This is a genomic window from Cyclobacterium sp. SYSU L10401, assembly GCF_010993705.1.
Lineage (GTDB): Bacteria > Bacteroidota > Bacteroidia > Cytophagales > Cyclobacteriaceae > Cyclobacterium.
Map to the genome: position 1 here is coordinate 486,598 of NZ_WOFO01000001.1, position 25,281 is coordinate 511,878.

Sequence of the window (25,281 nt, forward strand, 5' to 3'; positions counted from 1 at the left end):
GAGAGTCAAGCAGGTAGCCCATGAAATAAAAAATCCGCTGACCCCAATGAAACTTACCTTGCAGCATCTTCTGCGTTTACAGGGGGAAAACAAATTGAATCATGCAGGTGCATTGGATAAACCTATCTTGTCCATTATTCATCAGGTAGATACCCTGAGTGACATTGCCAGTTCGTTTTCTACTTTTGCCAAAATGCCGCTTCCCCAAAACAAGGAACTGGATTTCCGGGAGGTGGTATTGGAAGCCGTTTCTCTCTATTGTAACAGGCAGGATGCAGTCATTGAATTTGAAGATGGAATTCCCGGTGGAAGCTCCACCAAAATCATGGGGGATGAAAAACTTTATGGCAGGGTGATTTCTAATTTGATAATCAATGGCATACAGGCAGTTCCGGAAGGTAGGAAGCCCACCATCCACATTCAACTTAGCATCGAGGCGGGTAGCCAGATAAAACTTGCGATCAGGGATAATGGGAAAGGTATAGATGAGGACTTGAAGGAAAAGGTATTTCTGCCAAATTTCAGCACCAAATCCGAAGGTTCCGGTCTGGGATTGGCCATAGCCAAAAGGGGCGTGGAAACAGCAGGAGGTAAAATCTGGTTTCATACTACTAAGGGTTCAGGTACAGTATTTTACCTGCTTTTTCCGCTGGTATAAATAATCCACCAGAAATTGTTACTTTAGTGCCCTGTAATCGTATGTGTTATGTGGCTGGTGAAGTATTTTTTTACTTTTCTATTGGTGTTTCAGGGGGTAGTTTTTATGGCCCAATCTCAGGAGGAGATATGCAGCTGGAGACAGGTAAGTCAAGATGCCCATACCTTTCTATTGGATTCGATGAGTGTTTTGGAATCCACCATCAGAGTCACTGACATCAACGGGCAACAGCTGGACCATGCCTATGATATCAATAACGGTAGGATTTCGATTTCAGCAGATAGCCCCCTGCCCGATTCATTGTTGATTTGTTATGAGGCTTTGCCCATTTCCCTGCACCAGGTTTACCGCAGGCGATCTTTGGCAACCGATTATGATTCTATGGCATTTTTTAAGGATCGTCCACCGGAGAAAATCCCGGCCCTGGATTTCAGAGAGGAAGTTTTTACCTCGGATAAACTCAATCAATCCGGTAACCTGACCAGGGGTATCTCCTTCGGAAATGCCCAGAATGTCTTTGTCAACTCGGCTTTGAACCTTCAGATGGACGGGGAGCTGGCTGATAACCTGAATATTCGTGCCAGCATTACCGATCAGCAGGTGCCATTTCAGCCGGAAGGCAATACCCAGCAAATTCAGGATTTTGATAATGTGCTGATCGAATTGTACAATGACAAAATCAACCTGGCCGGAGGCGATGTGGTCCTTCAACAGCGGCAATCCGAATTTCTTCGCTATTACAAAAATGTACAGGGTCTTCAATTCACTTCAGACTATGATATCCACAAGGACTGGAAGGCATCTACTCAGGTAGGTGCTGCCATAGCCAAGGGTAAATTCGCCTCCATGATCCTGGATGTTCTGGAAGGTGTATCCGGACCTTATCGGGTAAAAGGACCGGGGAATGAGCGATTTGTGATCATCATGGCGAATTCCGAAAAAGTTTTCCTGGATGGGAAGCAGTTGAAAAGAGGCTTTAACCATGACTATACCATAGACTACAATCAAGGGGAGGTTACATTTACCCCCACGGTCTTGATCACCCAATATTCGCGGGTTAGAATTGATTTCGAATATGCGGAGAGAAATTTTTCCCGGTCTATTCTCACGGCAAATCACATTCAGGAAAATGAAAAGGTTAAGGTCTATTTTAACTATTACCGGGAACAAGATGACCGGAACAGGCCCTTATTTACCCAACTTTCAGACAGTGATAAAAGGATGCTGGCAGGAGTGGGAGACGATCTTGCTGCAGCAGCAGTGCCCAGAATTGACAGTATTCCTTTCGATCCCAACCGGATCATGTACCGCAAAGTGACCGAAACCAATGAAGCAGGAGAAACCATAGCCTATTATGCCTACAGCACAGATCCTGATCAGGCCTACTTTGCCATCAGCTTTACAGAAGTAGGTCCCGGAAATGGAAATTACCGGCGACAGCGGCAACTGGCCAATGGATCGGTTTATGAATATGTTCCTCCGTTAAACGGGGAGGCCCAGGGAAATTTCTCCATAAGATCTCCTTTGCCTGCCCCCAATAAAAAGCAAATGATCACGGCCGGAGCGGAAATAAGACTGGGGGCACACGAAAAAGTATTCACAGAGTGGGCCATTTCCAATACCGATGAAAACCTGTTTTCTACCATGGATAACGAAGACAATGTAGGACATGCCCTGAAGGCCGGAGTCCAATCAGAAGGCAGGTCTTTCAAACTGATGAAAGGGTACCAATTTAACGGGACATCCACCGTGGAGTACAATGCCGCAGACTTTTCCTTTATTGATCGGCTCAGGTTTATCGAATTTGACAGGGATTGGGGACTTAGTCCTGAGGCAGGACCAGAAAATGCAGCCGAAAAAATATTTCATGGCAGGGCCGAATTGGTAAAGGATCAACACCACCTTTTTTCCTACGGGCTTGATCTGAGAAACAGGGCAGGGGTACTTTCAGGCATACAGCAAAGGGCTCAGGCTAATCAGAAATTTGGGAAACGCTTACTCGTTAAAAATGATTTTTTTCATTTGAAAAGTGATGTCTTTCCGTTGAATTCCGAATGGCTGCGCTATCAGGGAGAGATCAATTACCTCAATAAGGTATTGGTTCCCGGCTACAAGTATAACCTTGACCGAAACGCAGTCACTAATCCCAGCAGCGGGAAAGTGGTCAGCACCGCAATGAATTTTGAAGAGCACCTTATTTCCCTGCAAAGCAGTGACAGTTTGAAGTTCCAATTTCTTGCTTCAGCAAGTCTCAGGGAAGATAAGGCCGTGAACAATGGGCAGCTGGTACCGGATACCAAAGCCTTTGTCGCCAACTACAGCCTGAGAGGCAATTTTGGACCTCATACGCTCAACGGATCCTTCACCTACCGGGAGTTGACTTTTTTAACCAGGGATTTACAGGAAGAAACCACTGTCATGGGAAAACTGGATTACCGCAGTTCCCTTTTTGAAAACAACCTGAACAATGAATTTACCTATGCCCTGGGAAATGGCAGGGAACTGAGGAGGGAATTTGTGTTTTTGCCGGTTCCAACCGGGGAAGGCACCCATACCTGGAGGGACGACAATGAGGATGGGGTTCAGCAGCTGAATGAATTTTACCTGGCCATTAATCCGGAGGAGAAATCCTTCATCAAGGTTTTTGTTCCGACCGATACCTACACACAAGCCTATACTACCCTTTTCAATTACCGCCTGAGTGCCAGATTCCCGGCATCCTGGAAGGAAGAAGGAGGGTTAAAAAGCTGGATGGCCAAATTTTCCAACAATACCAATTGGAATGTGGAGAAGAAAATAACTTCAAGGGATTTTTTCCAGAGGATCAGCCCGCTTTTGGCGGGAACGGGAGATGAAGCCTTGCTTTCCCTGCGGCAGACCTTTCGCTCTTCTTTTTTCTTTAACCGGGCTTCCTCCAAATATGGAATGGATTTATCCTTTTTTAATAGTCACCAGAAGCAGTTGCTGACAGGGGGATTTGAAGAGCTCTCCCAGGACGACTGGCGCCTAAATGCCCGGTATGCTATCGATTCCAGGTGGAGCATGTTGTTGTTCTGGAACAGTGGATGGAGGTATGCTGCATCAGATTTCCTTGAAAATCGCAACTACACCATTCTGCAAAATACCCTGGGGCCGGAGTTTAACTTGCAGCCCTCCCCGGCCTTGCGGGGAACTTTTCAGTACCGGATCACCCAAAAGGAAAATCTGGACAACCTGGAATTTGATGAGAAAGCCCAGCTGCATGAAGCCATTTTGAGTCTTCGGGTTTCCAAAGCGATCCAAACCACCCTCAATGCCCAGATCAAGTATACTTATATCGATTATAACGGACAGGTAAACAGTCCCACTGGATATGAAATGCTTCAGGCACTAACCCCTGGAAGCAATACCATCTGGAGCATGAATTGGCTACAGAAAATAGGAGAAGGGCTTCAGTTGAACCTGGTATATGAAGGTAGGAATTCACAGGGACTGGATCAATTGGTCCACACCGGGCGCATGCAGGTCTCTGCCTTATTCTGATTAGGCATAACCGGGTAAAAAATGTAACTTTGTACCGGCTATTTGGTTGTCATACTAATAATTAAAACACAAACTAATGTCAAAGAGTATACTGGTTACTGGTGGCACCAAGGGTATAGGCAAAGCCATTATCCATAAATTTGCTGCTGCCGGGTTTGAAATTTTTACCTGCAGCAGGCATGAGGCTGATTTGAAGACCCTTAAGGAGGAAGTAGAAGCCCTAAACCCGGAAGGGAGTGTGCATGTGATGGTTGCGGATTTGTCAAAAAAAACGGAGACCAAAGCCTTTGCTGCCTTTGTGAAAGAACGGGCTATTCCTGATGTTTTGGTCAATAATACCGGTATTTTCATTCCAGGTAGCCTGCACGAAGAACCGGAGGAGAACTTTGAGTTGACCATGCATACCAATTTATTCAGCACCTATTACCTGACCAGGGCCTTTACCTCTGATTTCATTTCCCGCAAAAGCGGTCATATTTTCTCCATTGGTAGTATTGCGGGTCTCACCGCCTATGCCAATGGAGGTAGTTATGCTGTTTCCAAATGGGCCATGTTGGGATTTACCAAATGCCTTCGGCAGGAAATGATGCCTCATGGTGTCAAGGTTACCTCAGTCATGCCGGGAGCAACCTATACAGCTAGCTGGGAGGGAGTAGATTTACCGGAAGAAAGATTCATGAAAGCGACCGATGTGGCAGAAGCAGTTTGGTCAGCCTATAACCTTTCACCCCGTTCTGTTGTTGAAGAAATAGTGATCCGTCCACAACTTGGTGATATATAATTATGGAACTGAAAACCGTCACAGATAATTACAGCTACTGCAATAGCCTGACCAATTATTCCAGAAGGAAAACCATACCTGTAAGGGTGGGAGACCTGCTTATTGGTGGGGATAATCCGATTGTGGTTCAATCCATGACTACGGTAGATACCATGGACACCGAAGGCTCGATCCAACAGTCTATCAGAATGATTGAGAGTGGCTGCCAGTTGGTAAGGATTACCGCACCAAGTATCAAGGAAGCGGAAAATCTCAAAAAAATAAAAGAAGGCCTACGACAAAGAGGTTACAGTACTCCCCTGGTGGCGGATATTCACTTTACCCCAAACGCCGCAGAAGTAGCGGCACGGATCGTAGAAAAAGTCCGGGTGAATCCGGGCAATTATGCAGATAAGAAGAAGTTTGAGGTCCTGGCCTACACCGATGCATCTTACCAAGCTGAATTGGAGCGCATTAGAGAGCGGTTTTTGCCTTTGGTGAAAATTTGCAAGGAACATGGTACAGCCATGCGGATCGGAACCAATCATGGCTCCCTTTCGGACAGGATCATGAGCCGTTACGGAGATACACCACTTGGAATGGTGGAATCTGCCCTTGAATTTTTACGAATCTGTGAGGATGAAAATTACCATGATATCGTCATTTCCATGAAGTCCTCCAATACCCAGGTAATGGTTCAGGCTTATCGCTTGCTGGTACAAAAACTGGACGAGGGAGGATTTAAACCTTATCCACTTCATTTAGGGGTTACGGAAGCAGGGGATGGTGAAGACGGAAGGGTAAAGTCTGCCGTAGGTATAGGTGCATTACTGGAAGATGGGTTGGGAGATACCGTAAGGGTGTCTCTGACGGAAGATCCCGAATTTGAATCTCCCGTGGTCAAAACCCTGATCAACAGGTATAACCATCGGCCTGAAAAATCCGGCATTGATCCCATTGAAGATTGTCCCATTGACCCTTTCAGCTACAACAAAAGGAAATCAGTGGAAGTAGTGAACTTTGGAGGAGGAAATGTACCCCGGGTGATTACCGATGTATCTCCCATTAATGCCATGCAGCCAAAGGACTTGAAAAATACCGGTCATTTTTACTTACCCGAATTGGATAAGTGGAAAATGAACGATCAGGGATGTGACTACATTTATTCCGGTAAGGAACCCATTCCTTTCATGCTACCAAATGGAATTAAAGAAATCCTGGATCATGATACCTGGACAGGTCAGGTGGACAAGATAAATAAATTTCCGGTATTGAGTTTGGACCAATTGAAGTCAAGCCCGGAAATGCACCCTTCACTAAATTTTCTGGCCTTGCCTTGCGAAGCCGTGTCAGAGGCCATAGCACAACTCTCCAATGAACTTCCATTGGTTATTCTCCTGAGTACAGATAAACCGCATCAGATGCAAGCTTTGCGCAGGGCTTTTTTTACATTGATTCAAGCTGGAATCAATCTTCCTGTGGTACCAAAGGTGACTTATACCGATGCGGATGCCGAGAAGACCATGCTCTTTGCAGCTACTGATGTAGGAGGCTTGTTGATCGATGGTCTGGGAGATGGGATCATGATTGGTCTGGACAGGCTGTCTATAGGAGAAAGAGACAAAACTTTGCAGCAGATAAAATTACATAATTCTGTGAGTTTTGGGATACTTCAGGCCGCCCGTACCAGGATGTCCAAAACGGAATATATCTCCTGCCCCTCCTGTGGCCGTACCTTATTTGACCTGCAGGAGACCACTGCCATGATCAGGAAGCGAACAGATCACCTGAAAGGGGTCAAAATTGGGATCATGGGATGCATTGTAAATGGTCCCGGAGAAATGGCCGATGCAGATTATGGCTATGTGGGTTCGGGTAAAGGGAAGATCACCCTGTACAAGGGTAAGGAAGTTGTCAAACGCTCCGTACCCTCAGCGAAGGCGGTGGATGAGTTGATTAACATCATCAAGCAGGATGGGCAGTGGATAGAGCCAGAAGTAAATGAGCACCATTAACAAGCGTTTTCATCAAGCAATCACTAGAATCATGTCTAATAAAATCAAAGAGTTCTTTCAGGTAGGGGAAGTAGGCAATTACTTTATCAGGGTATTTAAAAAGCCCGATCCCGATAAAAAAAGTAATTTTAACCTTAGAATGATGCATGGGATCAATAAGATATCCATTGTGGTATTTTTGGCAGCCCTTATCTTTTGGATTTTCAAACGGTTAGCGTAAATGACCATTGATTTTTTCAGAACATATTGTTTGAAAAAACCGGGAGTTAACGAAGACACCCCTTTTGATGAAGATACCCTTTGTTTCAAGGTAGGAGGAAAGATTTTTGCAATAATCGACATCACCCTGTTTCAAAGTGTCAATCTAAAATGTGAGCCCGAAAAGGCCATGGAGCTCAGAGAACTTCACGAAGGGATAGAACCAGGTTACCATATGAATAAGAAACACTGGAATACCGTATCATTTAGTGGTTCGGTTCCGGATCCACTTATTCTTGAATTGGTAGATCATTCTTACGAATTGGTGTTCTCCAACCTTCCCGGAAAAATTAAAGATCAAATCATTTAATGGGATTTTTAACCATAAAGGGGCTGGGTAAAACCTATGAGCAGGAAACCACAGCATTGGCAGATTTTTCTCTTGAAATTGGACAGGCAGAACGCTGGGCAGTGGTGGGGGCCAGCGGCAGTGGAAAGAGCACTTTGCTGCGGCTGATTGCCGGACTGGAAGCACAGGATGAGGGGGCGGTATTTTTGAAAGGAGAAAAAATCCTCCATTCCGGTGAAAAGCTGGTTCCCGGATATGATGCCATACAGCTTGTAAAGCAGGACAAGGGACTTTACCCTTATTCCACAGTCGGTGAAAATATCAGCAGGCCATTGTTGCAGTATGACAAAACCTATGCCCGGGAAAGACTGGCTGAATTGCTGCGCCTGTTTGGGTTGGAGGAGAAAAAGGACAGCTTACCCAGGCAGCTTTCCGGAGGGCAGCAACAGAAAGTGGCCATTGCCAGGGCCATGAGCCTGGAGCCGGAGGTCCTGCTTATGGATGAGCCATTCAGCTCTCTGGACAGCCATCAAAAAAGAGAATTACTGGATGAATTGAACCTGATATTTCAGGGTTTGGGCATTACCCTGATCCTGGTGACACACGATATTCAAGAGGCGCTTTTAATTACTGACAAGCTCTGTGTCCTGGCTCATGGCAGGTTAGTGAGAAAGGGTGAGATAAAAGACATTCACCAGGATCCGGGGACCTCCTATGTGGCGGAATTTTTTGGACCTTTAAATGCCCTGCCGGATAACGGATACCTGCGTCCCTCCCAAATCCAGGTGACCCAGGGAAAGGGGAAGGCCGAAGGCAAAGTCCTGCTCAACAGGTATTTTCCCGAATATGACCTGCTGACTATTTCCCTGCCCGGGCAGTCAAACCTCTGGCAAGTTGCTTCCCCATTACGAGGACTTGGCAAGGGGGATTCGGTAAACCTGGACTGGGAGGAAAATCACATCTTGCGATTGGCGGAATAGTCGGGTAACCTTTCCTGGTCAGGCCATAAACCCTTCTTCTTTTTCTTTATCTGTAGCTTCTCTGACTTCAAAAACCTCCCCTTCAAAGTGCAGGTTCATTCCTGTAAGGGGGTGGTTAAAATCCAAAAGCAATTCCTCGCCCAGGTCTTTTACAATTTTTGCCTGCATGGGATAGCCATCCTCATCTACCAGGGGAAGGAAATTTCCTTCCTGCAGCATGTCTTCCTGAAATCCCCTCTCCTCGTTGAATTGGGATTTGGGCACGGAAACGATGAGTTCATCATCTGGTTTTCCATAGGCTTCATCCACCTGCAGCACAAATTCGAAAGGATCTCCCTTGGTTTTGTCCTTCAGCCTGGTTTCAAATGCCTCGGGCAATCCGCTATTTCCAAACAGGAAAAAGAAAGGGTCCTCTTCACTTCTCACCTCAACACTAAAAGGCTCGGATTGCGGCTCGTTATTGGTAACTTTTAATTCGTAGGTAAGGCCTACGACCATGTTTTCGTTGATATTCATACTTTTTATTTAAAGGGGCAAAGGTAAGATTTATCGGTCGGAATTAAAATGATATGGAATCATCCCTGGTATTTCAAATTGCTTTTACCAAAAGGCTTGCTTAATTTAAACGTTAAAATTACCTTTATTTCAACGTCAAATAAACTTTGCCCATGATACCCGTAGCCTTTACCATGAAGCTTCTGCCTGGAAATGAAGCGGAATATGAAAAACGCCACCAGGAAATCTGGCCGGAGCTGGAGGGACTTCTCAAGGAGGCAGGCATACTATCCTACCATATCTTTCTGGACAAATCCACCGGAACGCTCTTTGCCTTTCAGGGCCTGAGCGAAGATCATCAAACCGATAGCCTGGCCGGGCAGGCCATCATGAAAAAATGGTGGGCGTATATGGCAGACCTCATGGAAACGAATCCCGATCAATCTCCCCGGGTCCAGCCTTTGCAAAAGGTGTATAGCCTGCAGAAATAATAAAATCAAATCTTAATGGAAAAAAATAAAAAGGCTCTTCGCTCCATATTTGGCCTGTCAATGCTGTTTTCAGCCTTGCTGTCCGGCTTAAGCAGTTGCGGTCAGGCACAGGAAAAGTCAAATTCGGTCAGGGCAGGTGAATGGCCGGAAGAAACCCGAACCTCAAAACCCTGGACGCGCTGGTGGTGGATGGGAAATGCAGTAGACAAGGAAAATTTGACGGCCTTGCTAGGGGAATACGAAGATGCCGGTTTGGGAGGCTTGGAAATAGCACCCATTTATGGGGCAAAGGGCTTTGAGGACCGATTTCTGGAGCACCTTTCCCCGGAATGGATGGACATGCTACAGCATGCCGTGTCTCAGGCAGATAGTCTGAATATGGGCATAGACCTTACCCAGGGTACAGGCTGGCCTTTTGGCGGACCCATGGTGAGCCCGGAGATGGCAGCACAGCGAATGATCGTTCAAAAGTACCGGTATACCGAAGGTCAGGGACTGGATAGGGCCATTGTCCTGGAAGACCGACGGGCCTCCCGTTTCAAATACGATCTGCATACTTTAATGGCTTACAAGGATGAAACCGTAGAAAATCTCACCGATAAAGTTATTGATTCGTTACACCTGGACTGGGATGCCCCCGGGTCATGGGACCTTATTGCCATCTTTCAGGCCCAGACAGGGCAAATGGTGAAAAGGGCAGCTCCTGGAGGACAAGGCTTTACCCTCGATCACTATGCCGATTCTGCTGTACAGCAGTACCTGGGGCATTTCGAAAAAGCTTTTGAGCAGGATTTCCCCGGTATTCGTTCATTTTACAATGACAGTTTCGAGGTTTATGGTGCTGATTTCACGGCCTGTTTTTTTGATTTTTTCGAGCAGAAACGCGGATATGACCTGAGGGATCACTTGCCCAGGCTATTTGCCGACGAGCCTGATGAGAACAGTGCCTGGCTGAAGTCCGATTACCGGGAGACCATTCATGACATGTTGCTGGAGAATTTCACCCTACCATGGACGAAATGGGCCAACAGCCATGGAAAATTGACCAAAAATCAGGCGCATGGCTCCCCGGGTAATTTATTGGACCTGTATGCAGCTGTGGATATCCCGGAAGGTGAAACTTTTGGCTCCAGCTATTTCCCTATCCCCGGTATCCGAAGGGACAGTGCGGATATCCGAAACGTGGATCCCGATCCCATCATGCTGAAATTTGCCTCGTCAGCAGCGCATCTGACCGGGAAAAACCTGGTGTCCACCGAAACCTTTACCTGGCTGGGCGAGCATTTTAAGTCTGCTTTCTCTCAGGCCAAGCCTGAACTGGAGCAAGCCTTCCTGGCTGGGGTCAACCACATGTTTTACCATGGGGTTACCTATTCTCCTGAAGAAGTGGATTTTCCGGGTTGGCTGTTTTATGCTTCCCTGAACCTGAATACCCACAACAGCTTATGGCCACATTTTAAGGGATTCAATGCGTATATACAGCGGGTTCAGTCTGTTTTGCAGGCAGGAAACCCTGATCACGAGCTCATGATGTACTGGCCCGTCTATGATATATGGTCCGACCCGGAGGGATTGTCCAAAATGCTGACCGTTCATGGTATCGATGAGTGGTTGCACCCAACCGCTTTTTACCAGGAATCCAAAATGCTGATGGATAAAGGCTTTGGATTGGATTTTGTCTCCGATAAGATGATTGAGAGCCTACAGGTAGATGGAGAACAGTTTGTGGCAGCTAATGGAAGCTACCGTTCCCAAGTATTGATTGTTCCCGAGGCCGATTATCTGCCAGTGAGCACCCTTCAAAATGCCATTACTCTGGCAGAAAAAGGAGGGACGGTAATATTTCAGAAAGCACCCAGGGAAGTGCCTGGTTTCAAAGATCATTCCGCCAGAAGGGAAGCCCTGGAGTCCTTGTGGTCCGAGCTGGAATTTGAAGGCATGTCTTTTGGGAAAGTAGCCGTCAAAGGTAAAGGGAAGCTTGTTTTAGCTGAAAATATCTTTCAGGCTTTGGAAGGGCTTGGATTGCAAAGGGAAAGCCTGGTGGATGAAGGCCTCAAGTTTGTGAGAAGGGATTTGAATGGGGAAAAATACTATTATCTGGTCAATCATTCGGGAACTCCCGTAAATAAATTCATACCTCTTCGATATGGGGCTAAGGCAGCTGTTTTAATGGATCCCGAACAGGGTAAAATAGGCTTGGGCAGCATTAAAGCAACAGATGGAAAGGAATCAGTGCTTGTGAATTTGGCTCCGGGAAAGTCCCTGATCATTCATGTTCTCCAGAGGGAACCAGGCCGTATTCCGGACTGGCGGTATGAGAGCAGTACTCCGGAAATTGTTCCTGTAAAGGGGCCCTGGCGTTTGACATTTCAAAATGGAGGTCCTGAGCTTCCCGAACCGGTGACTTTGGACGCTATCAAGCCCTGGACCGAACTGGATGATGTGGCCGCATCAGATTTTTCAGGACAAGCCTTATATGAAAGCTCCTTTGAGCTTGGTCCGGTAAAGGAAGGGGACAAGTATGTACTGAATCTGGGTCAGGTGTTAGAAAGTGCCCTGGTTTGGATCAATGGGCAACAAGTAGGTTATGCTTTCGGAATACCCTTTAAGCTGGATATCACCGATTTTGTTCAGGAAGGCAGCAACCAGCTTAGCATAGAAGTGGCCAATCTCATGGCCAACAGGGTGCGTTACCTGGACCAAAACGAAATTGTCTGGAGAAATTACCACGAGATAAATTTTGTGAATATTGATTATGGACCATTTGACGCATCGGAATGGGAGACCATGCCTTCCGGACTTAGTGGCCCAATCAACCTTGAAATCCACCATTGATAAAATTTTTTGTGGTTAGTTTTACTAATTTCAATTAATTGAGTGTAAATGTAACAATTGAAAAATTTTAGTTAATTTTAAATGAGCCATTTAAGGTGGCAATGATCGGTAGCGCAAAATAACATGAACCCATGAATGAATTAAAAACCCTTATTCGGCTGGATGAAAATTCACGGATTCCCAAATATCAGCAGATTGTCAATTCGATTATTGAAGATATAGAAAACTCCCATTTGCTGGTGGGGGATAAAATCCCATCCATCAACGAAATCAGTGAAGAACATTACCTTTCCAGGGATACCGTAGAAAAGGCCTACAATCAATTGAAGGAGAAAAAAATAATACTTTCAGTCAAGGGAAAAGGGTATTATGTGGCCAAAAATATTTCCACATCTAAATTAAGTGTGCTTTTTTTACTGAATAAACTCAGTAATTACAAACTCAAAACCTACAACTCCTTTATTGACAGTATGGGTGCCGATGCCCAGGTAGATTTGCGTATTTACCATTGTGACCCCAAATTGTTGCAAAACATTCTAAATGAAAACATGGGGGCCTATGATTATTATGTGTTGATGCCCCATTTCAAGCATGAAAAAGAGGGGCATTACAATTTGGATGCCGAGGTAATGAATTGCCTGAATAGAATTCCCAGAGAAAAATTAATTGTAATGGATAACCAAATCCCTCATTTAGGGGAAGGTGTGTCCGCCATTTATCAGGATTTTAAGAATGACATTTACAATGCACTTTGTGAGGGAATTTTTCAATTGCAGCATTACGATAAGCTGATGCTGGTTTATCCATTGGAAACCGTATATCCCTATCCCAAAGAAATCCTTATGGGCTTTAAAAAATTCTGCCAGGATTTTGACTTTGATTTTGAGGTCTTGGAAACGGTCTATCCTGAAATGGAACTCAGAGCTAAGGATGCATTTGTGGTCATTGAAGAAAATGATCTGGTAAACCTGGTCAAACAAGTTCGGGAGCAAAATTATGTTTTGGGCAGGGAAATCGGTATTATTTCCTATAACGATACCCCCTTAAAAGAGCTTTTGGGCATTACAGTTATCTCCACCGATTTCAAGCTGATGGGAGAAACTGCTGCGTATATGATCAAGAAGAATAAGAAAGAATCGGTGAAAAATGTTTTCAAATTCATCAACAGGGGTTCGGTGTAACCTGAACCAAATCTCCTGTCAGTTTATGATTTAAATGGTTGATGTTTTTGAAGGTGATTGTTTTCCTGGTTGCTGTTCCCGTGAATAACGATATTCCAAACCTAACTGAAATCCAAATAAAAGCTTAATTATCCCACCACATTTATGGAAAATAGTAAAAGTCTTGTAGCCCGGTTGAATGCAGTAAATGAATACGAGCAGCAAGCTATACCAGGTAACAAGCTAAAAGGCTGGCGGAGTTTTTTAGGAACCTATGCCGGAGAACATACCGCCGGAACCGAATTCGTTATCGGGCCCCTGTTTGTGGCACACGGCGCCAGTGCCATTGACCTGGTGACGGGTCTGATTATTGGAAATATACTGGCTGTATTAAGTTGGGCTTTTTTAACTGCAAAGATTGCGGTCAAGACGAGGGTTACCCTTTATTTTTTATTGGAAAAAATTGCAGGTAAGAAGTTTACATTGATTTACAACCTGGTCAATGCGGGATTGTTTTGTTTTCTGGCAGGCGCTATGATTGCAGTGGCTGCTACGGCAGTAGGTATTCCCTTCGACATGACCATGCCCCAGCTGACGGATATTTATCCCAATAATGTGGGTTGGGTGACGACCGTTTTTGTGGTAGGGGCAGTCACCACCGTCATTGCCATGTTTGGTTTTGACCAGGTGTCCAAGTTTGCCATGGTGGCCGCACCCTGGATGATCATGGTGTTTATAGCAGCAGCCCTGGCGGTTTTACCCAGATTGGGAGTTACAGAGCTGGGTTCATTCTGGTCAGTGGCAGAAAGTACCATCTGGACCGGTACTCCTTTGGAGGGGCAAAGTAAGTTTGGTTTTTGGCACATCCTTTTCTTTGCCTGGTTTTGCAACATGGCCATGCATATTGGGATGGCGGATCTGTCGCTGCTGAGATATGCTAAGAAGTGGCAGTATGGTTTTTCCTCTGCCACTGGGGTGTTTCTGGGGCATTTTATCGCATGGATTGCTTCAGGTATATTGTATTCACTGTTTTTGATTGAGTCTGAAGGAAGTCTTACTTTTGCCCCAGGTCCTATTGCCTATAGCGCAGTAGGGGTTGCCGGAGCGATTTGCGTGGTGATTGCCGGTTGGACCACGGCTAATCCCACACTTTACCGGGCAGGTCTGGCCATTCAGTCTATCAACCCTAAGTGGAAAACCTGGAAAGTCACCCTATTTGTCGGCTTGTTTACTACCATTGCTGCCTGTTTCCCTGCTCTGGTAATGATGTTGCTGGAGTTTGTGGCACTTTATGGCTTGATCCTTATGCCGGTAGGTGCAGTGATATTTATAGATGTATACCTGCTCGAAAAAATTGGTCTTAAGTCCAACTATGCCGAGTCCACAGGCAGTTCCCTGAACTGGTCGGTGGCCTTGACCTGGTTGATTACTTTGAGTTTTTGTTTGCTGCTAAATTTGGTAGTAGGTGTAGAAATCTTCTTTCTGGGATTACCGGGTTGGTTTATAGCCGTATTGGTGTATGTTGTTTCCTCTAAAATCATTCAAAGAAAATGAAGCTACTGATAAAAATAATTTCTTTTCTGGGCCTGGGCCTAAATATTGTTCCTGCAATCCTGGTTTTTGGTACCTACATGGAGTCGGATACCTGTAAGCTTTTGATGTTCATCGGGACAGTAATGTGGTTTGGTACAGCGCCTTCCTGGATGAATAAAAAAGAGCCAGAGACTGTTGGGGAATAAAACCCAATAAAAACGCAAGAATACATTAGATTTCCTGTAGTGTCAGGCTATCTGCAAGAATAATAATCATTTTTATAGCGCTGGACAAAGTTAAAGTTTTTATTGTAAGGTGTTTTCCTTAAATTGATGCCATCTGGCAAGAAGGGTCCACCGATATGAAGTTCAAGGATTTACGCATTTGGATTTTGATTTTTGGCAGCATGTTGCTGATCGGTGCTTACCTTTATCAACACTCCAAGACCAATCAGGCCCAGCTGGAATCCCAGGGGATCAAGGCCGTTTACCTGGCCAGGCATAATTTCATAGATGCTTTCTACAACTACCACGTGCAGCTGGAAGGTTATTTTAAAAGAAACTTTTATAACTGGGGGGGAGGACAGGGGCAAAGTGCTGCTGCTCAAATGGTAGGACTGATTGATAGAAATCCGAAATTTGGCATAGAAAAAATTAGAAACCTTCAGGAAGATCCTTCACTGGACGGGCAGATTTTTGCTCAGGATGGTATTTCCCTGGCAAAAAAGGATTCGGCTTTTTTGATTAATGTAAAAGGCTTTCGATTTTTTCTGGATGATACGACCAGGTCAGGAGATTTGCCTGAATGGGATAATGTTTTGCTTTCTGAAAAAATAGGAGAGGTTTTGGGCCAAACCTTTGACAGGAACGGTTTGGTAGGTAGAGGATTTGAGGTAGATCATTCCGTTCCGGTATACGCCCTTATGGAAAACAATATTCAGAGTTTATTTTTTGACAGGTTGTTTGTCTTGGATAGTGCAGGCGTTGCCATTTATCCAAATGAGTTGGCGGGCCTTCCGGTCATTGATGCAGATTCCTTGCAAGGCAAGCTAAATGTTGGAGAAAGGGAGCTTGACATCAGCCTTTCCGGGGATGAATACAAGGGCTTTTTATCTCCAGCAGTGATAGGTAACCAGGTGTTTTATCTGCTGGGTACCAAGGAGAAATCTCAGTTTGAAAGCGTGGCACTAAAAATCAATTTCAAGGTACTCAGCACATTCCTTACCCTATTGTTATTGATTTTTGTCTCCATCCCCATCATCAGTATCTTTAATCTCGGTGACGGTGATGTATTGACAAAAAAAAGGGTACTGGGCCTGGGCTTATCCTTGATTGTGGTGATGGTGATTTTGGGCTTTTTTTCATTTTCTCTATTTCAAAATTACAGAAGCCTCTCCCCTTCTGACCGGGATGTTCTAGATTTGAAGGTTTCCTTTGCTGACCAAGTTTACAGTTTGAAATCAAATCTGGACAATTTCAGAATTCATCTGGAAAGAGGGAATATTGGTTCTGGTACCGTGATTCAATCACTAAATAGGAATAATAACATCAACGAATTTCTCGAATTTGATTTGAAGGGAAACATTCAGACCATGCTCATACCGGACACCTCTGCCGTGGATGGCTCAATTGATTTTGGTGATTTCCCTTTCGTTTCCATTGCAAACCGGGATTATGTGCAAGCCCTTCCCGAATCCCCGGCAAAGCATTTTATCAGTGCACATTTTTCCAAATCTACTGGTAATCTGGAAGGGGTGATTAGCAGGCGGGTCGATAGTGTAGGTTATGCATTGACATTCAGTCTGGATTCCCTTGCCCCAAAAATCAGTCAAAACCAAAGGTTTTTTATTTTCAAACCCGATGGAAAAGTGCTCTTGAAAAGCCAAAAAGTAAATATCCCTATAAATTTCCTTCAAGAAGCAGTGGGAGATGAAAAGTGGGAGGAAATCAGGACTCTGATGGGCAATAACCAAAGGGCCACATTTAAACAAGTATGGAAAACCCCCATTTATGTAAATGGCCATGAGTATGAGGCTTTATTGAGTCGGGTACCTTACGGACAATTCGTATCTGAAAACTGGGTGCTATACCTGGAAGATAAAAACCTGCAGCACACCCTGCACTCTTTGGCATCCCTGGAAGCCATTACCGTATTTGTACCCTATTTATTGATTTTAGTGCTTCTGGCACTGTTGACGCTTGTCACTACCAAATCCAGCATATACCTGGCTTGGGAGGATTTTTCTTTTGCCTGGTACAGTCCTTCTCCTGCCAAAAGAAACAGGTTTATATGGTTAAATGTAATTTTATTTTTGGATTTGACGCTATTTGTAGGTGTTTACCTATTTTTACCTTTAAGTATTTTTAAGATTTACCTTTGGTCCGCACTTTTTGCCATCCAATCCGGAACCTGCAATTTCCTGATGTTATCTACTTCAGGAAGCGGTGCCCAAAAGAAAAACATCAACGGGTTTTTGATCATGGTAACCTTGCTTTGGCTGGGGATGGCCTATTTGTTGATTTACCTGTCTCAGGTGAGTATGGACACCTTTTATTTTTCACTGACACTTTTGGTACTTGTCCTGATGGGGAGCTTACAATTACTTTGTCATTACCTTTCCAATACCGGTAAATTCCCCAGGTTATCCCCTGATAGGTGGACAAGAAGCAGTTCCATTGGCAAGCTGCATCGAAGCCTCAATGATTTTTGGAATAAACTTACGGGTGTACACGTAGACAAAAGGGTATATGCCTTGAATTTCCTTTTATGGCTGGTCATCATTGGGTTTTTACCAGGCTATTTTATCCACAGGCAGATTTTTAATCAGGAAAAGTTTATTTGGGATTATACCAGCAACCTGGCGCAAGGAGAAGTCCAGGACTTTGATATAACGGAGAAATTTTATTTGGGACTTATTGCAATCCATGAAGAATTTAGACGAACAAATTTTGGAAGGTTTTCCAATCAGGATGATGAGTTGATCAGGGATTTCATTGCTCCTCCCCATGAGGTGATGGTAGATGCCTTTAACCGGCCGCCCAATTTTGTTATAGGTGATTTTTTTAAAAAAGATTTTTTTCGGAAAACCTTAAAATCCAACTTGCTCCTTTTACTTCCGCTATTTCTGGTTTTGATTTGGCTTTTCAATATGGTCATGAGGCTGGGGAATAAAATTTACCTCATTGATTATCACTTTACTTATGGTTCGTCTACCTTACCTCAGAACGCTAAAAAACAGAAATATAGTTTTATCATCGGTGTAGATGCCCTAAAATCCAGAAGTTGGATTTGCCATGAATTTGGTATGACCCTATCCGAATTGCTGTTGATCGATGCCGGGGAGGGTGATTTTGAAATGCCCTCCCCTGAGCCGCTTCATAAGGGAGTAGTTTTGGAAAACCTGCATTGTCTGGGCAATGCGGAAGGGGTCTTAGCGGCTATTTTGAATTTAAGAAAGAAATATGCCGGCAAAGGTTTCTACCTTTTTGTAACTTCCGGAAAACCGCTTCAGGAGATTTTGAGGGTGGATACACCCAAGCAACAACGTTTAATGATCACAGAGGTCTTTTCCGAATATCTCTTTCAATATGTGCCCTTGGATTTTCAAAATGAGTCTGTTACCCTGCCTTACTTAGGCTCAGACTGGGAGCTGTTGGATAAGGAGGAGAGAAAGCTGTTCAAAGTCAGGGCGGAAAGTGTATTGTTCAATGATGAAAAAGTACTGGAACTGGCAACCGAAATCGCCTATGGGCCGAATGCAGCGGCCATAGCTTCACTGATTACCGAGGAATTATCCCGTGATCCACTGAATGAGCCATTGTCCATGGAAAGGTATGAGAAATGTATCCTCTCAATCCAAAGGTATAATAAGGCATATTTTTTGAATATTTGGGCGGAATTGAGCCTTAAAGAAAGAAAAATGGTTTATAATTATGCAACCGAAGGGTTTATCAATTTTTTTAACAGAGAAACCATGACGGCACTCATCCAAAAGGGAATAATCAAAATGAATGCGGGCAAGGATGGTCTGGTCCTTTTTTCCAAAAGTTTCAGAAATTTTGTATGCCTTTTCGTAAGTGAAGAAGACTTGTCCAGATTCAAACAAGATGAAAGAAAATCCGGAAATGCAAAAATGATCCAGGCAGCCGTATTTAGCTTTGTGTTGATCTGTATTGCCTTGATCAGTTTTTATGACCCCAATATCCTGAATGAAACATCCGCTTATATTAGCGGCCTTTTAGGTCTCGTGGGCACGGTTTATAGTCTTCTGGCAAAGGGATTTACCAAAGCACCCGACCTGGACAATTCGTAAAACAAGCAAAATAACAATTTTGGTATTGTAATTGTTGTATTTTATGAAGTAGAATAAAAAATCAGTATTGTATTTGGTTAAAAATTTAACAAAAGACATAATCTTCTGAGCTCCAATTTTAATGATACCATTTATTATAAAAAAATACAAAATTGATTGCGTTGTTTTATCCTATTACATACATTTGAAAACACATGAAATATTAATTGACCGTAAATGCAACAATATGGGATAAAACTCTACGTTATTTAAACATCAGTTTTATGAGTAAAAGGGTAGGACCTAAAGATAGTGAATTGATTTCACAGTATAGAAATGGAAGTGAAGTAGCCTTTGAGAGGTTAGTTGATAAATATAAAGCCAAAGTATATACGACCATATTGATGATAGTGAAGGAGCAAGGTGTGGCTGAGGATCTATTGCAGGATGTATTTGTGAAAGTTGTGCAGACACTCAACTCGGACAGGTACAATGAAGAAGGGAAGTTTCAGCCATGGTTGATGCGGATTGCCCATAACCTGGCTATTGATCATTTTAGAAAAATGAGACGCTATCCCACCGTTGTGATGGAGGATGGATCAAATGTTTTTAATACCATGCATTTTGCAGAGCAGAATGTCGAAGACATGAAGGTCAGGGATGAAACTTACGAATTGGTCAGGCAGTTAATTGATGAGTTACCGGAAAGCCAGAAACAGGTTTTGATCATGAGGCATTACATGGACCTGAGTTTTCAGGAAATTGCCGAACAGACCGGGGTGAGTATCAATACGGCTTTGGGAAGAATGCGCTATGCGCTTATCAATCTAAGAAAAAAACTTAAACAAATAAATATCGCCTATGACCAAATCTTTTACCCAAAGTGACCTGATAAAGTACATTTATCAGGAGATGACAGAGGAAGAGAATGAAACATTGATGCAAGCCTTACAGGAAGATCAATTGCTGATGCAAGAATACCTTGATCTGCTAAGTACCGTTGAAAAGCTGGATCAATTGCTTCTTGAACCCTCAGATAGCATTGTTTGCGCCATTAAAAAAAGGGCCCGGTCCCGAGGACTGGAAAGAGTTTAACACCAACAAAAACCTATTCTTCCTACCGTTAAACGCTAACGGTAGGATTTTTTTTAAAAGAATTATTTTACCAGCACCAGTTACCCATACTTTTCATTATTGAGAAAAGTGAATTTATTCAAGGCCAGTATGTTAATAAAAGAGAGGTATAAGGCATTCGTCGATCATTTTTCTGAAAATATGCCTGTAGCTGAGACTGAGCTTCAGTATGAATCACCCTACCAGTTGCTCCTCGCAGTGGTATTGAGTGCCCAATGCACCGATAAACGGATCAATATGGTCACACCTGCCCTATTCAGGGATTTTCCCAGTCCGGCACATCTGGCAGCCAGTGACTTTGACCAATTGTTTCCCTATATCCGTTCCGTTTCCTATCCAAACAATAAAACCAAACACCTGCTGGGATTGGGTAGGATGCTGATGGAAGAATTTGACGGGGAAGTTCCGGCTACCGTACAAGAGCTGATGAAATTGCCTGGTGTGGGAAGAAAAACCGCCAACGTCATCACGAGCGTGGTTTGGAGCCAGCCCAACATGGCTGTGGATACCCATGTTTTCAGGGTTTCTAAAAGATTGGGTCTGGCATCCCAAAGTGCCAAAACTCCGCTTGAAGTAGAAAAAAGCCTGATCAGGCATCTTCCAAAAGAGGTCATCCACAAGGCACACCATTGGCTGATTCTGCACGGAAGATATGTTTGTCTGGCCAGAAAACCAAAGTGTCAGGAATGTGACCTGACCTATTTCTGCCGTTATTTTGAAAAAAATGTAGCCCCTATGGCAGGGGAAGAGATCAACAGACCCAAAACCAAAGGCATCTGACATGTGTGGTGTACACCTTTTGGTGAGTACTTCTGATAAAAATAAGGACAGTATTCTCACGATGATGCAGGCCTGCCAGCACAGGGGACCTGACCATTCCTCTTGGGAAAAAGTGGCAACAGGAGTATATGTTGCAGCCAACCGCTTAAAAACCCTGGATCTCAGGGAAGAGGCAAACCAGCCCCTGCTTCACGAGGATACAGGTGCTGTCCTTTCCTGGAATGGATTTTTGTACAATTATCAGGATTTAAGAAACCAACTCATAGAGGAAGGGGTGACCTTTAAAAGCACTTCTGATGGAGAAGTTTTACTGGAATGGTTGATCAGAAAGGGAAAAGCGGGTGTGAAATTTATCCAGGGCATGTATGCCTTTGCTTTTGTACATCAGCGTAGGGTTTTGTTGGGTAGAGACCCCTTGGGAATGAAATCCCTGTATATTGCCAGGAATGAGGAAATCCTCGCCTGCTCTTCCGAATGCCGCTGCCTGCTGGAATCAGGCCTTTTTCCTAAAAAAATCAACAAAGCTCAGTTTTTGCCCTATTTTTACCTTCGGCATGCACTCCCTCAACACTCTTTTTATGCAGGCATCGATGAACTGGCACCAGGGGAGCTGATGGAGATCGATTTGGACTCCCAAAAAAGTCAATCAGATGAGATTCCTATTCATGTTCCAGGCCCTGGGCCTTCCCTGGATCTCGCATCCTTTGAGGAAATCCTTACAAATGCGGTGTTGAAACATTTGCATGCAGATGTACCGGTAGGAATGATTTTGAGTGGCGGGGCAGACAGTTCCTTGCTGTACCACCTCTGGTACAAGGAAACCGGACTGACCTTGCCCTCCTATACGGTTGGATTTGAACATACCTATGGTGGAAAATATGAGGATTCTGGGTTCGCCAAAAGATTGGCTGGAAAATTTGGAGGCCATAATCAGGAAGTAAGCTTATCCCCGGAATGGTTTTTGGAACACTGGCCGGAGTACATCGAGGGCCTGGACCAGCCGGTAGGAGACAGTGCCGGCTTTCTTACCTGGGCAGTAGCCAAAAAGGCCAAAGCATCAGTAAAAATATTAATAAGCGGTGTAGGGGCAGATGAACTTTTTTCTGGCTATAACCGGCATATCGCTTTTAAACAATACCTTAACCACCCGGAATTTTGGCAATGGGCAGCTCCATTGCTTAAAAGAGTACCCTTCTTGGGCAGGGGGAAACAAAAATTTTTATCTTCCATTCAAGGGACGGCGCAGAGAACTTTCATGAACTTTGCTGCGCTGTCCCCACTTCCCGAAGCGCTGGCAGACAGCCTGGATCCCCTGTATCCAAAAGGGAATGGTGATTTTAAAAATGCATTGGAATGGGACAGAAAGATGTATATGGTGCAGGATTTGCTGAAAATCCATGATAATGCCTGCATGGCCCATGGAATTGAAGGGAGGGCTCCCTTTCTGGATTGGCAGGTGGTAGCCATGGGTATAAGGCTAAGCGAGCACGATTTATTGCATTCCGGATCTAAATTCTGGATTAAATCTATCCTTAAAAAAAACGGACTGGATTGCATTGCCCGTAGAAAAAAGCTTGGGTTTGGCTTGCCTCTGAAAGAATGGTTGACAGGGCATTCAGGTTTCAGGGACTGCGTTTTAGGCGGAGTAAAGGAATTTGGGGAGCACCATTCCGAGCAGGTTCCACCGGAGTGGAGAGCATTGGTCAAACAACCCGACAAATTTATTGCCGAACAGTTTTTACTTTTGTTCAATGTTTTTTTATTGTCCGGCTGGATGAAAGCCAACCGATTATGAGGATCATTTACATTCACCAGTATTACCTTACCCCAGGTCAGGGAGGAGCAATCAGATCTTATCATTTGACCCAGGGCATGTCTGCTGAAGGATTGAAAGTAGAGGTGATTACTGCCCATAATGGGAGGAATTATGACATTCGCTGGGATGGAAAGGTAAAAGTTCACCTTTTGCCCGTGCCCTATGACAATAAGTTCAATACTTTTCAAAGGCTATGGTCCTTTTATTCCTTTGTCCGGCAAGCCAAAAGTTTAGTCAACAAGGAAAATTTACCGGATTTGTTTTACATCACTTCTACGCCCCTATCTACAGGGGAAATAGGCATTTGGGCCAGGAAAAAGTGGGGTATTCCCTTTGTATTTGAGGTTAGGGACCTATGGCCTGAAGCTCCGGTTCAGGTTAAGCAAATTCGGAATCGTTTATTGAAAAAGTGGCTCTATGGCCGGGAATATAAAATCTACCGGAAAGCAAGTGGCATAGTGGCCCTGTCTCCGGGTATTCAGGACTATGTCAAAAAACTAGTTCCGGAAAAAAATGTGGAAATGGTACCCAACTTTTCGGATACGGATTTTTTCAGTAGAAAAGAAACGGGAGCGCAAAAAAGGGATTTTGTAAGCCAACCAATGACCCTCATATATGCAGGTGCTATTGGAGAGGTTAATGGGCTTTACCAGTATTTGGAATTGGCGGCTGCGGCAAAAAAACACCGTAAAAACTGGCGGTTTCAGTTAATGGGAAGAGGGAATCAATTGAAGGCTTTGAAAAGAGAAGCGAAAGCTAAATCACTCGATCGGGTGGAATTCATTCCTTTTGGAGATAAATTTGAGGTGAGGGAGCGCATGAAAAAAGCGGATTTTGCCTACATTTCCTTTTTACCCCTTAAGGTGCTGGAACTTAGTAGTCCCAACAAATTTTTTGATGCCCTGGCCATGGGTTTGCCTGTAGTGGTGAATTTCAAGGGCTGGATTTGGGACTTGATTGAAGGAAATGGTATAGGTTTTTACCATGACTGCTTCAATCACGAATCTTTGATAGCTTCACTTGAAATCCTGGAGAACTCTCCTGAATTGGTTCCTGAAATGAACTTCAAGGCCAGGAAGCTGGCCGAAAAGAGTTTTGATAAGCGTCTCATGATTTCCAGGATATTGAAAATAGTGGAGGGACTTGGAAAGCCTTCAGACCCAACATCACCGGGGCTTGTATCCTGATTTCCTGAAAATCTCCCGGGCATTGTCCTGCTCCATTAGTTCGTGAAGACTGATATTATTGTTGATCAGGTAATCATCCACGATGTTCCAACCCAGCCACCTGCCGATTCTTCCGGGTGCATCCGGACTGATCACATCGGTAAATGGGGCCTCGCCAGTATACCTTCGGATCTCAAAGGGATTGGTTTCATAGAGCAATTCATTTTCTATAAAATGCCCCCAAATCATTTCCTCGTTGGCATAACTTCCCTGGATTTCTTTGGTCTCATACCCAATGATGTATTCATCCGGAGTACAGGGGAGGATGGTTTTGGTGAAATGGTATGCCTTTCCATAAAAAATCATTTCAGCCAGAAGGGTTCTGTCCGCTACGTCGGTATGGTTAAACTGAGAGGATAGGGCAGTAACAATGGTGGGTACAAGGTGGTCTTCATTGTACCTTTTCAGAATGTAATAGGGTAGGTCCACAGGTTGAAAGGGATGATCTTCCGGTAGGAAATAGTCCAGACCAATGACAATGATATCCTCATCCACTATCAGGTCGCTGCCAAAGCCTGTTACAAAGGTGTAGACTTTTGGAATTTTAAAATCAGGATAATGGTGTTTAATTCCCCGGAAGGCATTTTCCAATGATTTTTCGATACTTTCTATGTCGTCAAAATAGGTTTTTACTTCCTTGTACAACTCCTGCATGCCACTGTCCTGATGGATTTTAAGTAGCTCATCGGCCATTTGATCCTGGTTTTGAAAACCCATGTTGTCAAACATGGCAGCAGAAAATTCCGGATATTTTTCCTGGTTCAGCAATAACTTTTCCCGGGATAAATCATCAAAATACAAGTCTTCCATTCTAAAAATTTCCAAATCAACGTCGACCTCCAAATAGGATTCCGGTAATTCACAGGATTCCGGAGATGGGTTACAACCGAAAATAATCAAAAAGGCAGGACAAATTAGGGCAGCTGATTTGATGTTCTTCATGCCGACAAAGGTAGGACATAAGACATAAAAATAAATTATTTATTCCTGATAATGGTCTGTGAAGCTTTAAAATTAAATTCCTTTTCAGTTTCAAAC

20 protein-coding genes are annotated in these 25,281 nt (G+C 44.1%); 18 read left to right on the plus strand and 2 right to left on the minus strand.

Features of this window, described 5'->3' with window-relative positions; genetic code table 11:
- The 7 genes from GL182_RS02015 to GL182_RS02045 all read left to right on the plus strand — a co-directional run.
- A partial coding sequence (locus GL182_RS02015) for a sensor histidine kinase (RefSeq protein ID WP_240469509.1) occupies nucleotides 1-658 on the plus strand: 658 nt, incomplete at its 5' end.
- A 48-nt stretch (nucleotides 659-706) separates the two neighbouring features.
- Nucleotides 707-4,180, plus strand: a complete 3,474-nt coding sequence (locus tag GL182_RS02020) for a hypothetical protein (protein WP_163377888.1) — start codon at nucleotides 707-709, stop codon at nucleotides 4,178-4,180.
- Between the two features lie 76 nt (nucleotides 4,181-4,256).
- A complete protein-coding gene (locus GL182_RS02025) occupies nucleotides 4,257-4,961 on the plus strand; it encodes an SDR family oxidoreductase (RefSeq protein WP_163377889.1) in 705 nt (234 codons plus the stop codon).
- Nucleotides 4,962-4,963: 2 nt separating this feature from the next.
- Complete coding sequence (gene ispG, locus GL182_RS02030; protein ID WP_163377890.1) at nucleotides 4,964-6,955, plus strand: (E)-4-hydroxy-3-methylbut-2-enyl-diphosphate synthase; 1,992 nt, start codon at nucleotides 4,964-4,966, stop codon at nucleotides 6,953-6,955.
- A gap of 31 nt (nucleotides 6,956-6,986) precedes the next feature.
- On the plus strand, nucleotides 6,987-7,175 hold the full coding sequence (locus GL182_RS02035; protein ID WP_410267491.1) for a DUF6728 family protein: 189 nt from the start codon (nucleotides 6,987-6,989) through the stop codon (nucleotides 7,173-7,175).
- Nucleotides 7,176-7,523 carry an MmcQ/YjbR family DNA-binding protein gene (locus tag GL182_RS02040; RefSeq protein ID WP_163377891.1) on the plus strand — a complete coding sequence of 116 codons (348 nt, stop codon included), beginning with the start codon at nucleotides 7,176-7,178 and terminating at the stop codon, nucleotides 7,521-7,523.
- A complete protein-coding gene (locus GL182_RS02045) occupies nucleotides 7,523-8,482 on the plus strand; it encodes an ABC transporter ATP-binding protein (protein ID WP_163377892.1) in 960 nt (319 codons plus the stop codon). The genes GL182_RS02040 and GL182_RS02045 overlap by 1 nt, the downstream gene beginning before the upstream one ends.
- 18 nt (nucleotides 8,483-8,500) lie before the next feature.
- Here the strand turns inward: GL182_RS02045 and GL182_RS02050 are convergent, their stop codons facing one another.
- Entirely contained in the window at nucleotides 8,501-8,998 is a 498-nt protein-coding gene (locus GL182_RS02050) for a peptidylprolyl isomerase (RefSeq protein WP_163377893.1), read from the minus strand.
- A 152-nt stretch (nucleotides 8,999-9,150) separates the two neighbouring features.
- Between GL182_RS02050 and rhaM the strand changes: the two genes are divergently transcribed.
- The 11 genes from rhaM to GL182_RS02105 all read left to right on the plus strand — a co-directional run bounded on the left by rhaM (nucleotide 9,151) and on the right by GL182_RS02105 (nucleotide 24,204).
- Nucleotides 9,151-9,468 (plus strand): L-rhamnose mutarotase, encoded by a 318-nt coding sequence (gene rhaM / locus GL182_RS02055; RefSeq protein WP_163377894.1) that lies wholly within the window; start codon nucleotides 9,151-9,153, stop codon nucleotides 9,466-9,468.
- A gap of 15 nt (nucleotides 9,469-9,483) precedes the next feature.
- The gene (locus GL182_RS02060) at nucleotides 9,484-12,303 is read left to right on the plus strand and encodes a glycosyl hydrolase (protein ID WP_240469511.1); all 2,820 of its coding nucleotides are present in this window, start codon (nucleotides 9,484-9,486) and stop codon (nucleotides 12,301-12,303) included.
- A 131-nt stretch (nucleotides 12,304-12,434) separates the two neighbouring features.
- Nucleotides 12,435-13,484, plus strand: coding sequence for a GntR family transcriptional regulator (locus GL182_RS02065; RefSeq protein ID WP_163377895.1), 1,050 nt, complete (start codon nucleotides 12,435-12,437; stop codon nucleotides 13,482-13,484).
- A gap of 144 nt (nucleotides 13,485-13,628) precedes the next feature.
- The gene (locus GL182_RS02070; RefSeq protein ID WP_163377896.1) at nucleotides 13,629-15,017 is read left to right on the plus strand and encodes a purine-cytosine permease family protein; all 1,389 of its coding nucleotides are present in this window, start codon (nucleotides 13,629-13,631) and stop codon (nucleotides 15,015-15,017) included.
- Nucleotides 15,014-15,202, plus strand: a complete 189-nt coding sequence (locus GL182_RS02075; protein ID WP_163377897.1) for a hypothetical protein — start codon at nucleotides 15,014-15,016, stop codon at nucleotides 15,200-15,202. The genes GL182_RS02070 and GL182_RS02075 overlap by 4 nt, the downstream gene beginning before the upstream one ends.
- A 155-nt stretch (nucleotides 15,203-15,357) precedes the next feature.
- A complete protein-coding gene (locus GL182_RS02080; protein ID WP_163377898.1) occupies nucleotides 15,358-19,308 on the plus strand; it encodes a hypothetical protein in 3,951 nt (1,316 codons plus the stop codon).
- A 263-nt stretch (nucleotides 19,309-19,571) separates the two neighbouring features.
- Nucleotides 19,572-20,174 carry an RNA polymerase sigma factor gene (locus GL182_RS02085; RefSeq protein WP_163377899.1) on the plus strand — a complete coding sequence of 201 codons (603 nt, stop codon included), beginning with the start codon at nucleotides 19,572-19,574 and terminating at the stop codon, nucleotides 20,172-20,174.
- Nucleotides 20,149-20,382 (plus strand): hypothetical protein, encoded by a 234-nt coding sequence (locus GL182_RS02090; protein ID WP_163377900.1) that lies wholly within the window; start codon nucleotides 20,149-20,151, stop codon nucleotides 20,380-20,382. The genes GL182_RS02085 and GL182_RS02090 overlap by 26 nt, the downstream gene beginning before the upstream one ends.
- A 129-nt stretch (nucleotides 20,383-20,511) precedes the next feature.
- A complete protein-coding gene (gene nth, locus GL182_RS02095; protein WP_163377901.1) occupies nucleotides 20,512-21,201 on the plus strand; it encodes an endonuclease III in 690 nt (229 codons plus the stop codon).
- Nucleotide 21,202: 1 nt separating this feature from the next.
- Entirely contained in the window at nucleotides 21,203-22,996 is a 1,794-nt protein-coding gene (asnB, locus tag GL182_RS02100) for an asparagine synthase (glutamine-hydrolyzing) (RefSeq protein WP_163377902.1), read from the plus strand.
- A complete protein-coding gene (locus GL182_RS02105; protein ID WP_163377903.1) occupies nucleotides 22,993-24,204 on the plus strand; it encodes a glycosyltransferase family 4 protein in 1,212 nt (403 codons plus the stop codon). The genes asnB and GL182_RS02105 overlap by 4 nt, the downstream gene beginning before the upstream one ends.
- Here GL182_RS02105 and gldB read toward each other — a convergent pair.
- Nucleotides 24,184-25,185, minus strand: coding sequence for a gliding motility lipoprotein GldB (gene gldB, locus GL182_RS02110; protein ID WP_163377904.1), 1,002 nt, complete (start codon nucleotides 25,183-25,185; stop codon nucleotides 24,184-24,186). The two genes, GL182_RS02105 and gldB, sit on opposite strands and share 21 nt — an antisense overlap.
- Nucleotides 25,186-25,281: the final 96 nt, after the last annotated feature.

Coding starts and splice junctions, on each gene's coding strand:
- GL182_RS02105 (WP_163377903.1), top strand. CDS start 22,993: ATGAGGATCATTTACATTCACCAGTATTACCTTACCCCAGGTCAGGGA.
- GL182_RS02085 (WP_163377899.1), top strand. CDS start 19,572: ATGAGTAAAAGGGTAGGACCTAAAGATAGTGAATTGATTTCACAGTAT.
- GL182_RS02075 (WP_163377897.1), top strand. CDS start 15,014: ATGAAGCTACTGATAAAAATAATTTCTTTTCTGGGCCTGGGCCTAAAT.
- GL182_RS02045 (WP_163377892.1), top strand. CDS start 7,523: ATGGGATTTTTAACCATAAAGGGGCTGGGTAAAACCTATGAGCAGGAA.
- GL182_RS02060 (WP_240469511.1), top strand. CDS start 9,484: ATGGAAAAAAATAAAAAGGCTCTTCGCTCCATATTTGGCCTGTCAATG.
- GL182_RS02090 (WP_163377900.1), top strand. CDS start 20,149: ATGACCAAATCTTTTACCCAAAGTGACCTGATAAAGTACATTTATCAG.
- GL182_RS02040 (WP_163377891.1), top strand. CDS start 7,176: ATGACCATTGATTTTTTCAGAACATATTGTTTGAAAAAACCGGGAGTT.
- GL182_RS02020 (WP_163377888.1), top strand. CDS start 707: ATGTGGCTGGTGAAGTATTTTTTTACTTTTCTATTGGTGTTTCAGGGG.
- GL182_RS02070 (WP_163377896.1), top strand. CDS start 13,629: ATGGAAAATAGTAAAAGTCTTGTAGCCCGGTTGAATGCAGTAAATGAA.
- gldB (WP_163377904.1), bottom strand. CDS start 25,185: ATGAAGAACATCAAATCAGCTGCCCTAATTTGTCCTGCCTTTTTGATT.
- ispG (WP_163377890.1), top strand. CDS start 4,964: ATGGAACTGAAAACCGTCACAGATAATTACAGCTACTGCAATAGCCTG.
- rhaM (WP_163377894.1), top strand. CDS start 9,151: ATGATACCCGTAGCCTTTACCATGAAGCTTCTGCCTGGAAATGAAGCG.
- GL182_RS02050 (WP_163377893.1), bottom strand. CDS start 8,998: ATGAATATCAACGAAAACATGGTCGTAGGCCTTACCTACGAATTAAAA.
- GL182_RS02080 (WP_163377898.1), top strand. CDS start 15,358: ATGAAGTTCAAGGATTTACGCATTTGGATTTTGATTTTTGGCAGCATG.
- GL182_RS02025 (WP_163377889.1), top strand. CDS start 4,257: ATGTCAAAGAGTATACTGGTTACTGGTGGCACCAAGGGTATAGGCAAA.
- nth (WP_163377901.1), top strand. CDS start 20,512: ATGTTAATAAAAGAGAGGTATAAGGCATTCGTCGATCATTTTTCTGAA.
- GL182_RS02065 (WP_163377895.1), top strand. CDS start 12,435: ATGAATGAATTAAAAACCCTTATTCGGCTGGATGAAAATTCACGGATT.
- GL182_RS02035 (WP_410267491.1), top strand. CDS start 6,987: ATGTCTAATAAAATCAAAGAGTTCTTTCAGGTAGGGGAAGTAGGCAAT.
- asnB (WP_163377902.1), top strand. CDS start 21,203: ATGTGTGGTGTACACCTTTTGGTGAGTACTTCTGATAAAAATAAGGAC.